This window comes from Rhodococcus sp. WMMA185 (genome assembly GCF_001767395.1).
Lineage (GTDB): Bacteria > Actinomycetota > Actinomycetes > Mycobacteriales > Mycobacteriaceae > Rhodococcus_F.
Genome location: NZ_CP017014.1, coordinates 1,140,658 through 1,154,745, shown reverse-complemented (window position 1 = coordinate 1,154,745; position 14,088 = coordinate 1,140,658). Strand labels below are relative to the sequence as shown.

12 protein-coding genes and 1 pseudogene are annotated in these 14,088 nt (G+C 63.3%); 6 read left to right on the top strand and 7 right to left on the bottom strand.

Annotation, left to right across the window (positions count from 1 at the left end):
• Nucleotides 1-71: 71 nt before the first annotated feature.
• Nucleotides 72-902, bottom strand: a complete 831-nt coding sequence (locus BFN03_RS05190; RefSeq protein WP_070378116.1) for an ABC transporter ATP-binding protein — start codon at nt 900-902, stop codon at nt 72-74.
• A 42-nt stretch (nt 903-944) separates the two neighbouring features.
• Here BFN03_RS05190 and glgX point away from each other — a divergent pair, with 42 nt between their 5' ends.
• Nucleotides 945-3,092 carry a glycogen debranching protein GlgX gene (gene glgX / locus BFN03_RS05185; protein WP_442971863.1) on the top strand — a complete coding sequence of 716 codons (2,148 nt, stop codon included), beginning with the start codon at nt 945-947 and terminating at the stop codon, nt 3,090-3,092.
• A 71-nt stretch (nt 3,093-3,163) separates the two neighbouring features.
• Here the strand turns inward: glgX and yczE are convergent.
• The 4 genes and pseudogenes from yczE to ctaD form a co-directional block, all read right to left on the bottom strand.
• A pseudogene (gene yczE / locus BFN03_RS20995) lies at nt 3,164-3,595 on the bottom strand (membrane protein YczE); the annotation flags it as partial.
• Nucleotides 3,596-3,776: 181 nt separating this feature from the next.
• The gene (locus BFN03_RS05180) at nt 3,777-4,556 is read right to left on the bottom strand and encodes an aminoacyl-tRNA hydrolase (protein ID WP_070378115.1); all 780 of its coding nucleotides are present in this window, start codon (nt 4,554-4,556) and stop codon (nt 3,777-3,779) included.
• Nucleotides 4,553-5,773: a phosphoserine phosphatase SerB gene (gene serB, locus BFN03_RS05175; RefSeq protein ID WP_070378114.1), complete on the bottom strand. Its 1,221-nt coding sequence runs from the start codon at nt 5,771-5,773 to the stop codon at nt 4,553-4,555. The genes BFN03_RS05180 and serB overlap by 4 nt, the downstream gene beginning before the upstream one ends.
• A gap of 106 nt (nt 5,774-5,879) precedes the next feature.
• On the bottom strand, nt 5,880-7,670 hold the full coding sequence (gene ctaD, locus BFN03_RS05170) for an aa3-type cytochrome oxidase subunit I (RefSeq protein WP_084385501.1): 1,791 nt from the start codon (nt 7,668-7,670) through the stop codon (nt 5,880-5,882).
• Between the two features lie 328 nt (nt 7,671-7,998).
• Between ctaD and BFN03_RS05165 the strand changes: the two genes are divergently transcribed.
• The 5 genes from BFN03_RS05165 to BFN03_RS05140 all read left to right on the top strand — a co-directional run bounded on the left by BFN03_RS05165 (nt 7,999) and on the right by BFN03_RS05140 (nt 12,268).
• On the top strand, nt 7,999-9,057 hold the full coding sequence (locus BFN03_RS05165; RefSeq protein WP_070378112.1) for an iron-siderophore ABC transporter substrate-binding protein: 1,059 nt from the start codon (nt 7,999-8,001) through the stop codon (nt 9,055-9,057).
• Nucleotides 9,058-9,166: 109 nt separating this feature from the next.
• A complete protein-coding gene (locus BFN03_RS05160) occupies nt 9,167-9,589 on the top strand; it encodes a hypothetical protein (RefSeq protein ID WP_070378111.1) in 423 nt (140 codons plus the stop codon).
• 2 nt (nt 9,590-9,591) lie between these two features.
• A complete protein-coding gene (locus BFN03_RS05155; protein WP_070378110.1) occupies nt 9,592-10,866 on the top strand; it encodes a putative T7SS-secreted protein in 1,275 nt (424 codons plus the stop codon).
• The gene (locus tag BFN03_RS05150) at nt 10,863-11,516 is read left to right on the top strand and encodes a hypothetical protein (RefSeq protein WP_070378109.1); all 654 of its coding nucleotides are present in this window, start codon (nt 10,863-10,865) and stop codon (nt 11,514-11,516) included. The genes BFN03_RS05155 and BFN03_RS05150 overlap by 4 nt, the downstream gene beginning before the upstream one ends.
• 248 nt (nt 11,517-11,764) lie before the next feature.
• Complete coding sequence (locus BFN03_RS05140) at nt 11,765-12,268, top strand: hypothetical protein (RefSeq protein WP_070378107.1); 504 nt, start codon at nt 11,765-11,767, stop codon at nt 12,266-12,268.
• A gap of 98 nt (nt 12,269-12,366) precedes the next feature.
• Here the strand turns inward: BFN03_RS05140 and BFN03_RS05135 are convergent, their stop codons facing one another.
• Together BFN03_RS05135 and nrdF are read right to left on the bottom strand one after the other, a co-directional pair.
• Nucleotides 12,367-13,002, bottom strand: a complete 636-nt coding sequence (locus tag BFN03_RS05135) for a cysteine hydrolase family protein (RefSeq protein WP_070378106.1) — start codon at nt 13,000-13,002, stop codon at nt 12,367-12,369.
• Nucleotides 13,003-13,111: 109 nt separating this feature from the next.
• Nucleotides 13,112-14,077, bottom strand: a complete 966-nt coding sequence (nrdF, locus tag BFN03_RS05130) for a class 1b ribonucleoside-diphosphate reductase subunit beta (protein WP_070378105.1) — start codon at nt 14,075-14,077, stop codon at nt 13,112-13,114.
• Nucleotides 14,078-14,088 lie beyond the last annotated feature (11 nt).

Sequence of the window (14,088 nt, the reverse complement as noted above, 5' to 3'; positions counted from 1 at the left end):
GAATCTCGAACCTACGCCAGAGGTGACGGTCGTCTCCAACAGGCCCCGCTGTAACGGGGACCGCACAGCATTCAGGCTCGGCTGACTGCCGGAACGAGAGCGCGGCGAGCAAAGAATCGGCCGTCTACCTTGTCGAGGCTCATGGGTTGACCGAACGCCTCACTCAAGTTGTCGGCCGTGATGACCTCATCCAGTAATCCCTGCGAGACCACCCGTCCCTCGTTGAGCAGTAGCGCGTGGGTGAAGCCCGGCGGAATCTCCTCGACGTGGTGGGTGATGAGGATCGTGGCCGGAGCGTCCGGATCCGCTGCAAGGTCCGTCAGGCGTGCGACCAGTTCCTCGCGTCCGCCCAAGTCGAGGCCGGCGGCGGGTTCGTCGAGCAGCAACAATTCCGGGTCGGTCATCAGAGCACGGGCGATCAACACACGTTTGCGCTCACCTTCGGAGAGCGTGCCGTATGTGCGGGTGGCGAGATGGTCGACGCCGAGGCTTTCGAGCATTTCGAACGCGCGGCCGGTGTCCATGGCGTCGTAGCGCTCACGCCAGCGCCCGAGTACGGCATATCCGGCCGAGACGACGAGATCACTCACGACCTCGTCTCCGGGTACCCGATTGGCCAACGCCGACGAAGACAGTCCGATCCGCGGACGTAGTTCGCTGATGTCGACGCGGCCGAGTCGTTCACCGAGGACGTTGGCGCGACCACTGGTGGGATGCAGTTCGGCGGCCGCGATGCGCAGCAATGACGTCTTGCCCGCTCCGTTCGGTCCGAGCACAACCCACCGCTCGTCGAGTTCCACATTCCAGGTAACCGGGCCGACGAGCGTATTACCGCCGCGACTGAGATGAACATCTTCGAATTCGATGAGGAGATCGGGATCAGGTTCATGCACGCCACCCATCTTCCCGCACATCTTCCAAGCATTCACGGCAGGATCGGTTACGTGCCGTCTCACACCGATTCGCACGCCCGCGAGGACCCACCGGCCCCGCCGAGCCTGCGACTGCCCGGATCTCCGTTTCGCCTGGGAGCACAGGTGACCGATGAAGGTACGCGGTTCGCGGTCCACGCTCCGGATGCAGAACTGGTACAGGTGTGCCTGATTTCTCGAGCCGGAGAAGAGACCCGCATCGATCTGACGGAACGCACCTACGGCATCTGGCACGGTGTCGTCGCGGGCGTAGGCGCGGAGCAGGAGTACGGCTATCGGGCACACGGACCCTGGGATCCTACGAACGGTTTCCGATTCAATCCGGCGAAATTGCTGATCGATCCCTGGGCGAGGCGGATGACCGGCAAACTGGGCGACCACGAAGCTCTGGTCTCCCACACAGGCGACCCGTTCGGTGACCCCTCCCGCCGCGACAGCCTCGGGCACACGCCGCTGTCGGTGGTGACCGCCGAGACCACCCCGACATCCGGACCGCGGATCGAAAGACCGTGGGAGGAAACCGTTGTCTACGAACTACACGTGGGATCGTTCACTGCCCGTCACCCCGACGTGCCGTCCCGATACCGCGGCACATATCTCGGTCTCGCCGAGCCCGCCGTCATCGGTCATCTTGTCCGGCTCGGCGTGACCGCGGTCGAACTGCTGCCCGTCCAGGCGTACCTCACCGAGGCGACCGTGCGCTTACGCGGTATGCGCAACCATTGGGGTTATTCCACTGCTGGTTTCTTCGCCCCGCACCCCGGCTATGCGGTGGAACCGGGTGCAGAGATTGCGGAGTTCCGCTTCATGGTCGACGCACTACACGCCGCCGGAATCGAGGTAATTCTCGATGTCGTCTACAACCACACCTGTGAGCAGGACGTCGGTGGCATCAGTGTCAGCTGGCGCGGACTCGACGCCCCCGGCTACTACCTCCTCGACACCGCAGGGCGCGACATCGACCTCACCGGCTGCGGGAATACCATCGACGCGTACTCCCCGATCGCCGTCCGGATGATCGGAGACAGTTTGCGCTACTGGGCTCAGGACATGGGTGTCGACGGCTTCCGCTTCGATCTCGCCTCCGCCCTGGGGCGACCCGGTGGAGGGGACTTCGATCCTCGCGCCCCGGTCTTCTCCTCGATCACCCAGGATCCTGTCCTTTCGCGCTGCAAGTTGATTGCCGAACCGTGGGACGCCACTCCCCACGGCTACCACGTCGGTGACTTCGAAGCTCAGTGGTCCGAGTGGAACGATCAGTACCGCAATACCGTTCGCCGGTTTTGGAACGGCGACACCGGTGTGCGCGACCTCGCTTCGCGCATTGCGGGATCCGAGGATCTCTTCGCCGCACGGCGACCGTGGGCATCGATCAATTTCGTCACCGCGCACGACGGATTCACCGCCGCCGACCTCGTCTCGTACTCACGCAAACACAACGAGGCGAACGGCGACGGTGACCGGGACGGCGCCGATCACAACGACTCCGTCAACCACGGCGTGGAAGGACCGACCAAGGACCCGGCGATCATCGCCGCCCGTTCGCGGCACGTCCGAGCCCTGCTCGCCACGCTGACCCTGTCGACCGGAACCCCAATGCTCACCTCCGGCGACGAGTTCGGTCATACCCTGGGCGGAAACAACAACGCCTACTGCGTGCCGGAGCACACCGCGAGCGGGGATGCGTGGCCACTCGACTGGGACACCCGGGACGAGACTCTGACGGCGTTCGTGAGCCGCGCCCTCTTTCTCCGTCGCGCAGCCCCCGCCCTCCGTCAGCCGGAGTTCTTCTCGGGCAGACACACGCCCACCGGGCGTCCTGACCTCGTCTGGTTCGGTGCGGACGGTAGGGAGATGGATGATCACGGATGGCACGACGAGTCCCGCCGGACCCTTCAGGCGTGGATCGACGGATCCGATTGCCGCTCCCACACCGAGGACGGGTCGGCGCTCACCGACGACAGCCGGCTGCTCGTCTTCCACTCCGGCGGACCCGCCCACGTCACACTCGGGTGTCCTGAATGGTTCTACGGACTGTTGCTCACCGAGTTCGACTCGACGTCACCCGACGGCGCGCCGACTCCAGGCGGACCCATTTCGGGGGACTCGACGATCGCATTGTCCGGGCCGACGTTGCTCGTCTTCCGCGCCGTCGGGTAGATACTGCCGAATCGCATCATCAACTGGATCAGCGGGCCGATCCCGAAGGCGTAGACGAGTGTCCCCAGCCCGACCGTGCCGCCGAGCAGCCAGCCGACGGCGAGAACCGTGATCTCGATCGACGTGCGAATTGACCGCACCGACAGGCCGGTTCGTGCCACCAGTCCGGTCATGAGACCGTCTCTCGGCCCGGGCCCCATCCCGGCACCGATGTAGAGCGCTGTCGCGAGAGCGTTGAGGACCACTCCGGCGAGCATCATGGCGGTCCTCACCACCAGGGAGTCCGGGGGCTCGAGGAACGCGAGAGACACGTCCACCGAGACGCCGATCACCAACACATTGGCGATCGTGCCGAACCCCGGCTTCTGGCGGATGGGGATCCACAGCAGGAGGACTCCGACACCAGCCAGAACGATGACCGCTCCGATACTCAGCGGCGTACGACCCGCAACCCCCTGGTGGAACACATCCCAGGGGGACAAGCCCAGCCCCGCCGCGACCATGAGGGCCATCGAGAAGCCGTACAGCCACAGTCCACCGAACAGCGCGATCAAGCGTCGAGCAAGCATGAACGCCAGTGTCGTGCGCGAGCGCGGTGCGGCCCATAGCCAGAACGCAGGCACTGGACTGTGGACGGACTCCTATGCCTGCCTCAGCCACAAGCCGACCAGTCGCGAACCCAGATCAGGGGCAGGCGATGACGGTCATCGAACCGGGAGCCACCTCGGTGAAGCCCGCGTCGCGGACAGCGATCGCCCTACCCTGCGCAACCTCCAGCATCAGAGCCTGCCAGGATCGGGGGTCCGCGTCACGCACGGCACATCGATATCCGTCGGTCGCCCACCTGCGTGCCCGTTCGGTGCTCATTGCGCCCAAGAGCAGCATCGAAGCGTGACCGACCTGCGCGGCCGCCTTTCCCACCGTCATATCGAGAGCGGAGTTGGTCCACAGCACCGGAACACCGTCCGGAATCTCCCCGGGATCATCGTGATCGAAGTCGGTGCCCTCGACCTGCAGCTTCTTTATGCGGGGATCGAGTGCGCCGACCTGACCGGGCACCAGGACGCGTGCCTGCGCACCGCCACTGTCGACGGTGATCCCGTCCACTTCCTGCGCGGCCCGCCACCCCGCTCCGCGAGCCCTCCGGGACACCTTGCGCATGCGTGAGCTGACCCAGGCAAGGAAGTCCTCGTGCCAAGGTCCGGGCACACCTTCCTCGTCCACTCCGACACGGGGATCGAGACACAGCGCCGCCACCGCGGCGGCGGCGGCCTCGAGAAGCGCACTACGGGGCGGGGGCTCGGCCTTGGGAATGTGCAGCACGATCGGCATCGAGAGAATCCGCGCCGGATCATTCGGGTCGGGCCTGCCGCCGTATCCGGCCGCGAGAACAGCGTGACGGGCCTCCCACTGGCCGTCCACACCGGACCCATCGGGGAACGCATCGCAACGCGATTCGGTCATGACAGCGGAACTCGCCTGACCAGACCGTCCACCGCATCCGCAGCCTCGACCTCATTGCGAGTGACACCGAGTATGAACAGCACTGCGTCGAGGAAGGGATGCGATAGCGCAGTGTCCGCAACCTCCCGCAGCGCAGGCTTCGCGTTGAACGCGATTCCCAGACCTGCGGCGTTCAGCATGTCGATGTCGTTGGCACCGTCACCTACCGCCACAGTCTGATCCATCGGAACTCCGACCTGGCTCGCGAAGTCACGCAGCGCCGTGGCCTTCGCGGCTCGGTCGACTACGTCACCGACTACCCGTCCGGTGAGCTTGCCGTCCACGATCTCGAGCGTGTTGGCCTGCACGAAGTCGAGTTCGAGTTCGTGGGCCAAGCCCTCGATGACCTGCCGGAAGCCACCCGACACCACACCGCACCGAAAGCCCAGCCTGCGCAGCGTGCGGATAGTGGTCCGTGCCCCCGGCATCAGCTCGAGGCCATCGGCAACCTCATCGACGACGGAGGCGTCCAGGCCCGCAAGTGTGGCGACCCGCTGGTGCAATGATTCGGCGAAGTCGATCTCACCCCGCATCGCCGCGTCCGTTACCGCACGGACCTCGTCCTCCACACCCGCGCAGGCGGCGAGCATCTCGATGACCTCGCCCTGGACCAGGGTGGAATCGACGTCGAACACAATGAGCCGCTTGGCCCGACGAGCCAGTCCCCCGCGCTCGACAGCGATATCGACGTTCTCGCGAGCGGCCACCTCGGCCAACACGGTTCGCAGGCTCTTGTCGGCCTCAGCCGAGTCGGGAGCAGTGACGAGGAGTTCGAGACCGGTCACCGGGTAGTCGGCGACACCGCGGATGGAGTCGATGTTGACGCCGAGTGCGGCCATCTCACGTGCCACCGTGCGCATCGCACGAGCGGACACCGGACTGCCCAGGACGACCACTGCGTGGCTGGACAGCGGCCGCCGGCCCGGATTCGCCCCGATCTCTACGTCGACTGTCATCCCGACGGTGGCCATCGCCTCTTCGAGTTCCTCGTGTAGGGCCTCCCCGTCCTCGGGGCAGGCCACCAGGACTCCGAGGGTGAGACGGCCCCGTATCACCACTTGCTCCACGTCGAGGAGGCTCACGTTATGGCGGGACAGCGCCGCAAAGAGTACCGAGGTGACGCCGGGCCGGTCGGGCCCGGTCACCGTCACCAGAACAGTGGTGTCGACTGCACCCACCAAAGAACTCCGATCGTTTTTGCTCACAGGGCTGGTCCGCTACCTATTGTGCCAAGGGAAAGGCCCCGCCCAATGTTGGAGCGGGGCCTTCCGGGTCGTTCTCGGGTCAGCGGCCGGAGTCGGTTCCGCGCCCCTCTTCGTCGCCGGTAGTCAGCGACTCGGTGCGCTCCTTCTCGAGCACGGTGCTGGCCTGCTTACCACCGTGACCCGGGCCGACGTGCGCTTCTGCCTTCATCCGCTCGATCATGTGCGGGTAGTGCAGTTCGAACGCCGGGCGCTCGGAGCGGATACGCGGCAGCTCGGTGAAGTTGTGGCGCGGCGGCGGGCAACTGGTGGCCCACTCGAGGGAATTGCCGTAGCCCCACGGGTCGTCAACGGTCACCACCTGGCCGTACCGGTAGCTCTTGAAGACGTTCCAGATGAACGGCAGCGTGGAGGCGCCGAGGACGAACGCAAACACGGTCGAGAGCGAGTTCAGGAACGTGAAGCCGTCGGAGGGCAGGTAGTCGGCGTAGCGGCGCGGCATACCTTCATTGCCCAGCCAGTGCTGAACGAGGAACGTGCCGTGGAAACCGATGAAGGTCGTCCAGAAGTGCCACTTGGCCAGACGCTCGTCCATCATGCGGCCAGTCATCTTCGGGAACCAGAAGTAGATGCCCGCATAGGTAGCGAACACGACGGTGCCGAAGACCACGTAGTGGAAGTGAGCGACAACGAAGTAGGTGTCGGTGAGGTGGAAGTCGAGCGGCGGGCTCGCCAAGATGACACCGGACAGACCACCGAAGAGGAAGGTGACCAGGAAGCCGACCGAGAACAGCATCGGCGATTCGAACGTCAACTGGCCTTTCCACATGGTGCCGATCCAGTTGAAGATCTTCACACCCGTCGGCACGGCAATCAGGAACGTCATGAACGAGAAGTACGGCAGCAAGATGGCGCCGGTGGCGTACATGTGGTGTGCCCACACCGCGATCGACAGCGCCGCAATGGCGAGGGTTGCGTAGACCAGGCCGGTGTATCCGAACACGGGCTTACGGCTGAAGACCGGGAAGATCTCCGAGACGATGCCGAAGAACGGCAAGGCGATGATGTACACCTCTGGGTGGCCGAAGAACCAGAACAGGTGCTGCCACAGCAGCACGCCGCCAGTGGCCGGGTCGAAGATGTGGGCACCGAGATGCCGGTCGGCCCACAGACCGAAGAAAGCGGCGGTCAGCAGCGGGAACGCCAGCAGAATCAGGATGCTGGTGATGAAGATGTTCCACGTGAAGATCGGCATCCGGAACATCGTCATACCGGGGGCACGCAAGCAGATGACCGTGGTGATCATGTTGACACCACCGAGGATGGTGCCGAGGCCGGCGACGCCGAGGCCCAGGATCCACAGGTCGGCGCCCACGCCCGGAGAGTGCAGCGCGCTCGTCAGGGGTGTGTATGCGGTCCAGCCGAAGTCGGCCGCGCCACCTGGGGTGATGAATCCAGCGGTCGCGATGATCGCACCGAACAGGTACAACCAGTAGCTGAACGCGTTGAGTCGCGGAAACGCGACGTCGGGGGCACCGATCTGCAGAGGCAGGATGTAGTTGGCGAATCCGAACACGATCGGCGTCGCGTACATCAGCAGCATGATTGTGCCGTGCATGGTGAACAGCTGGTTGTACTGTTCGTTCGACAAGAACTGCATGCCTGGCACAGCGAGCTCGGCGCGCATCAGCAGGGCCATGACCCCGCCGATGAGGAAGAAGGCGATCGAGGTCGCCATGTACATGATTCCGAGCACCTTTGGGTCGGTGGTCGTAATCATCTTGTAGATATACGAGCCCTTGGGTCCCTGCCGCGGCGGGTAAGGCCTGGCTGCAGCTATCTCGGGGACTGGCTGGGGCGCTACGGCAGTCACTAATCCTCCTGAATGCGCGTCCGGCCTCGGCTGCGAGGCGAACGGTCTCTGGCTTGCGCTCATCGAATCGTAGACCGTGTGCTGCGAGGACGCCGACTCGGTCCTACCCAGTGTCGTACTTACCTGGGCTCAACGCGTGCGGGAATGTCCATGACCTGCAGTTATCCGCCCAAAGTACGCGGTGCACGGTGGGGTCCGGTGCATCGGGCGCGATCACCGAGAATCAGACCACCCGTTATCCGCTGCCGAGTGTCGGGCCGGATGCCTTCGGTACGGACAACCGCAGCAGTTAACCTGAACGCGCCCGCACACACAGGAAGCTGCTGAATTGCCCCTCGCCACAGTTTCGACGGCTCGACGCGCCTTCACCGGTCTCGTCGCCGTCACCGCCGTCGTGCTCGCCGGTTGTTCCCAGCCGTCCGACGACGCGAGCACGATCATCCGGACGACCACGAACATCGCAGGCGCCGGGGTGGTGGGAATCGATCGGGATACCACCGCCGCCTGCGCGACACCGACGCCGGTGGACGCCGCGCTCGACTCGAGCGGCACGCACCAAGTAGTGCACACCGCCGGTGAGAGTGAGGTGCCGTCCGATCCCCAACGCATCGTGGTGCTCGATACCGCAGCCCTGGACGCTGTGTGCTCGCTCGGGCTGTGGGAGCGTGTCGTCGGGGCCGCGGTCGGCGACGGGGACTCATCGCAACCCAACTATCTGGGCACCGGCATTGCGAACATTCCGAGCATCGGCCCGGCCGACAACCCGAACGTCGACCTGGTCGCGCAGGCAACCCCGGATCTGATTCTCGGATCGAGCCCTTCCGGGGACGACGCCTACGCCGAGTTCAGCGCAGTGGCACCGACCGTCTACGTCGGGTCGGATCCCGTGTTCTGGAAGACACAGTTCCTTCTAGCCGGCAACGCTCTCGGACGCGCCGACGCCGCCAGCGCGCAGCTCGAGCAATATCAGCAGGACGCGGCCCAACTCGGAGTCGATATCGACTCGTCCCAGACGCAAGCGTCGGTCGTGCGATTCGATACCGACAACCTCTACATCCAGGGCCCTGCGAGCTTCGCGGGTCAAGTACTCGCCGACGCGGGCGTGCGCCGACCGGCGTACCAAAATCTGGAGGGGTCGGCCACCGCTACCGTTCCCAGCGACGACCTCGACAAGGCGGAGGGCGATCTCATCTATGTCATCCTCGACGACCAAAGCAAGGCTCACGCCGAGGACGTCATGGACGGACAGGACTGGGAAAACCTCGGGGCAGCCGAAGACGGCCGAGTCTTCGCCGTCGATGACGCCATCTGGACCGGCAACGGACTCGTCGCGGCGCACGCAGTTCTCACCGACTTGAGGGACACGCTCAACGCATACGTCGGCTAGAACATTTCCGCTCTAGCTCTCGGACGACTACCTGCGGCTGCGAGCCACGACGTCTCCTGCCTGTCTCAACTGGCTGGTCGATGTTGTAGCGTGCCTTGGTCAACTGCGAATGGGGGAAGTCTTGCCGGGGGATCTGTATCTGGATGTCGAGGCGTTCGGTGGGCTGATCAGCACGCTGGACACCGCAGCCACCGAAATGACCGCGGCCAACAACAGGCTGGCCGACGCTGAGAGCAGCGATCTGGGCGGTTCAGATCTCGACCGGGCTGCCTCGAACTTCCGTGACCGGTGGAAGTACGGAATCGAACGGATCGCCAAGTCGACTGGGGCGATGGTCACCGGTCTAGAGGCCACGCGCGACCTCTACGCGGTTCACGAGCAACTCAACGCGGAAGCGCTTAATACGGTCAACAACTGCGTTCCCGACCCCGGGACTGCATCGACGAATACCGATGCGAACGCCGGCCCAGATTCCGGTCCGCCCCCGATGTCGAACCCAATACAGGGCTCGAGCCTGAATCTGGGGTTCTGACGATGACTCAACCATCGCCGTCGAATCCTCTGTCTGTGTGGGGCAACGGCACGATCGCCTCTCCCACGTACCCATGTCTGGGATTCGATCCGGCACCCGGCAACCCCGTCGTGGTCGGGCGTCTGTCATCCGAACTCGGCGAAGTGGCGACCAAACTCGAGGCTGCGAAGGACGCACTTCGCGGGACCGGCCATTCTTACGGCATCTGGCGAGGCGCGGCTGCCGAAGCATTTCGGAGTCAAGTCGGCGAGCTACCCGCCGAGCTCGACACCGCGGGTGAGGCAATGCGCAAGGCGAGCCGGGTGCTCGGGGATTGGAGCGACGACCTTTCCGCGTTCCAAAGGAACGGCCGAGAACTCGAAGACCTCGCCCGTGCGGCAAAGCGGAACCTGGACAACGCCCAAAACGACCCCGGCTTGCTCGAAGAGAATCGAACCTATACCGATTCGGCGCAACTCGCGGCGGCACAGTCTCGCCTCGACGCCGCACTTGACCGGCTCCGGCGTGCGCAAAGCGAACTCGACGCAATCATCGAGCGGGCCGAAGCACTGGCCCGGCGCCATCGCGAACTCGTCGAACTCGCCGCACGCGCCCTCAACGACGCCAGCCGCGACGCACCCGAAGAGGGCTTCTTCGAACGTCTCGGCAAAGCCCTCGACGCCATCGTCGATGGCATCGAAGACCTCGCGGCCGACATCTGGAAGTACATCCAAGACAACGCCGATGCGATCAACGAAATCTCGAACTTCCTATCCACCGCTAGTACGGTCCTCGGGGCTGCGGCCTTCATCACCTCAGGGATTCCGTTCGTAGGCGGTCCGCTGGCGACTCTCTCCTTGGGTCTGGGCGCTGCCGCACTCGCCGGTCACGCCCTCGCTAAGGCCGCCGGCGCCGACGTGACGTGGACCACCCTCGCCCTGGACGTCGTCGGCGTCGCGACGGGCGGGGCCGGCAAGTTCCTCGACGCTGGAGCCACAGGCGCGAAAGCCGCGGCTGAGGCTGCCAGGAGCGCAGGGGACATGGCGGAAGCGTCCACCTTCGCTGCACAGGCCACGAAATTGGATAAGTTGAGCGTCCAACTCTCAGGGGCTAGCCAAGTTCCTCTTCTGGGCGGTTCCACAGTGGTGCAGACGTTCGGCATCGAGGACGGTGTGACAAACATTTTTGAGGATGTCGACAAGTACCTCATACCCGATAGCCCTCCCACCGAGATGGTCGAAACCATGACGGGACTGGTCATCGATTCGATGATCTATGTTGCAGGTGACAAGTTGTGAGTATTTCGCTCAACCTGCCGCCTGGGTTCGCGCGAATCCCGATTGATGGCGATCTGGACGCCAGGATAGAAGCCGCGCAGTCGATCGCCGCGCTTGCCGATCGAGGATCCGCTGACCCCGCTACCGTCGCCGAGGCGGTACTCGCCACCGGCGACATGCTTCGAAGCAATGGCACGATCCTCGCAGGCCAACTCGCCCTCCCCGAGACTGACCCGAGCGTGCACGCCATGGTCACCCTTTCCACAAGACGACTCGGAGACGGAGGCCCCGAACTTCCCGATCTCGAGTCGAGGGTTGAATCAGCCCGTGCGATTGCCAAGGTTCTCTCTCACCAGAACCCGCACGCCACCGTCCAGTACCGCGATCTCGGCTGTGGCCCAGTGGTGTTGATTCTCCGAGCCGGTCACTTCCAGCTTCCCTCCGACGTGACCGTCACCGGTGAATCCATCGAGATCCCAACCGACACCTTCCAGGCGATCCTCCCCACACCGGATGGAAACAGTCTCCTCGTCTTCGACATGAGTACATCTGCCCGCGAGCACTGGCACCACTTTCTTCCGGTCGCGATGAGCATGGTCAATGGCATTCGAGTGGATGGCTCACCGAACCCAGCCGAACCGCTTCCACACCGGAACGAGGACCTCCGATGAACAATCAACATCACCCGCTCGCTGGTCTATTCGACGGCAGAGAGATCGTTATCACGTTCGGGGACATGGATGTCTCCCCTCAGCAATTGGCTGCCATCGCCTACGAGCGGGGCTATGTCTTTGCGTGGGGGAAGCGATATAGACACCACAGCTCGGACCGAACGTACTACCACTTCCGCCGGCTATTTCCAGCCAAGCTAGAACATGACAGGACAGAAACACATGCACCATAGGACCGTCCGGCTGACATGATGCAACCGATTCCGAGAACGCTCTATGGCCATGACCTCACCTTCGTTGGCATAAGCCTTGATGAGTGCACGAGTTGCCATGCCCAGGTCACCCACCTCTCTGCTGCACAGGCCGAAACCACATCGAATCCCTATGGGGTCGCGATACTGGTCGCAGGGATTGTTCTGTTGATCAGTTACTTTCTCGTATCCTCGTTTCGACTCGACCATCGTTTGCTGGCCTGGTGGGGCAAGACAAGGGCTCCCGATCCGGATGTTCAGGAAGCCCGATTCGCGTCACTGCTCGATGCAGGGAAACCAGTCGTCACCGTCGACCCGCGCAAGTACACCATCACCGTTGCCCGAATGAACGAAATCGCCAACAGAGTCGGCTACTACTACATGGGCGAACGCGGACACGCCTATGGAAGCACCCAGGTGACGTTCGAACAACTCCCCGGCCCTCCTCCACTACGGATTCCCAGCGCTCCGGAAGGATGGCGCCGATTCTTACACTCTTAGCGCCGCCGCCCAATGTCCCATCGGTGCAGTTCAATTGAGCCGATGTGACATTGGGTCACTCACTAACCCCCGGACCGCCGGCCCACGTGGACCAGCGATCATTCCTGGATCCACCGACAGATTTCGCTGCTCGACTTCACCCGTACGCCGATTCCGCGACATTCGTCGAGACCGCGATCGTAGGTGCGGGAGATGGCGTCACTTGCCATGACCACCTTGAAGTCTCGCTCTGTCGCCTCGTAGATACTCGTCCGTGGGCAGTTGGGAAAGTTCAGGCCGACAAAGACGAGCGAGTCCACCCGCAACTGTTCGAGGTGAGCGCTCAGACCGGTCTCGAAGAACGCCCCCCAGCGGGGCTTGAACATCAACCATTCGTTCGTGGCAACTTCCTGAAACTCACCACGCAGCAACCGTTCCGGATCCATCATTACATCTGGCGATGGCCTGAGTTCGACCGCGAGTTGACTGCCTTCGGTACCGGGAGCGGCGATCCCTGCGCTGTTCGCGACCAACTCACGACGGCAGAGTTCAGCGTTACTACCGTCCTTCTCGTAGAGGCGGACGACGTGCACGATCGGCTTCCCACTCTCGCGAAACGCGTGCACTACCTTCGCCATCGCCGGCAACAACGGTTCCGTGCCGTCGATGTATGCAGGGCCCTGCCTGCTCGCGAAATCCGTTTGCACATCAATCGTTATGAGTGCACACGATTCTCGATTGGGTTCGTCGTGCATTCGATCCTCCTGCGCAGGGCAATTCACCGGACGACCAACGATAGCCCAATGTCACACCAGTACAGTTGAACTGAACCGATGTGACATTGGGTCAAACCTCAGGCAGTGGCTAGAAGTCCCAGTCCTCGTCTTCGGTGTTGACTGCCTTGCCGATGACGTAGGAACTGCCCGAACCGGAGAAGAAGTCGTGGTTCTCGTCCGCGTTGGGCGAGAGCGCAGACAGGATCGCCGGGTTCACGTCCGTCTCGTCCTTCGGGAACAAGCCCTCGTAGCCGAGGTTCATCAACGCCTTGTTGGCGTTGTACCGCAGGAACTTCTTGACGTCCTCAGTGAGCCCGACCTCGTCGTAGAGGTCCTGGGTGTAGTCGACCTCGTTGTCGTAGAGCTCGAAGAGCAACTCGAAGGTGTAGTTCTTGAGCTCATCGCGCTCGGCCTGGGTAATCTGCTCGAGTCCCTTTTGGTACTTGTAGCCGATGTAGTACCCGTGGACCGCCTCGTCACGGATGATGAGGCGGATCAGGTCAGCGGTGTTCGTGAGCTTCGCCCGCGAAGACCAGTACATCGGCAGATAGAAGCCCGAGTAGAACAGGAAGCTCTCGAGCAGGGTGGACGCCACCTTACGCTTGAGCGGCTCGTCGCCCTGGTAGTAGTCCATGACGATTTCCGCCTTGCGCTGAAGGTTCCGATTCTCCTCGGACCAGCGGAAGGCGTCGTCGATCTCGCGGGTGGAACACAGCGTCGAGAAGATGGAACTGTAGCTCTTGGCGTGCACCGACTCCATGAAGGCGATGTTGGTGTACACCGCTTCTTCGTGCGGGGTGAGGGCATCGGGTATGAGGCTGACAGCACCCACGGTGCCCTGAATGGTGTCGAGGAGCGTAAGCCCCGTGAACACCCGCATCGTGAGCTGCTTCTCCTGTGCGGTGAGCGTGCCCCAGGACGGGATGTCGTTGGACACAGGCACCTTCTCGGGCAGCCAAAAGTTACCGACGAGACGGTCCCATACCTCGGCGTCCTTCTCGTCCTGGACGCGGTTCCAGTTGATCGCGGAAACGCGACTCACTAGCTTGACCATTTCAATCCTCA

What these genes read in the sequence shown, in the direction of transcription:
- BFN03_RS05190 (WP_070378116.1), bottom strand. Translation starts at nt 902, where the DNA reads ATGGGTGGCGTGCATGAACCTGATCCCGATCTCCTCATCGAATTCGAA.
- BFN03_RS05180 (WP_070378115.1), bottom strand. Translation starts at nt 4,556, where the DNA reads ATGACCGAATCGCGTTGCGATGCGTTCCCCGATGGGTCCGGTGTGGAC.
- BFN03_RS05160 (WP_070378111.1), top strand. Translation starts at nt 9,167, where the DNA reads ATGGGGGAAGTCTTGCCGGGGGATCTGTATCTGGATGTCGAGGCGTTC.
- BFN03_RS05155 (WP_070378110.1), top strand. Translation starts at nt 9,592, where the DNA reads ATGACTCAACCATCGCCGTCGAATCCTCTGTCTGTGTGGGGCAACGGC.
- BFN03_RS05140 (WP_070378107.1), top strand. Translation starts at nt 11,765, where the DNA reads ATGATGCAACCGATTCCGAGAACGCTCTATGGCCATGACCTCACCTTC.
- BFN03_RS05135 (WP_070378106.1), bottom strand. Translation starts at nt 13,002, where the DNA reads ATGCACGACGAACCCAATCGAGAATCGTGTGCACTCATAACGATTGAT.
- nrdF (WP_070378105.1), bottom strand. Translation starts at nt 14,077, where the DNA reads ATGGTCAAGCTAGTGAGTCGCGTTTCCGCGATCAACTGGAACCGCGTC.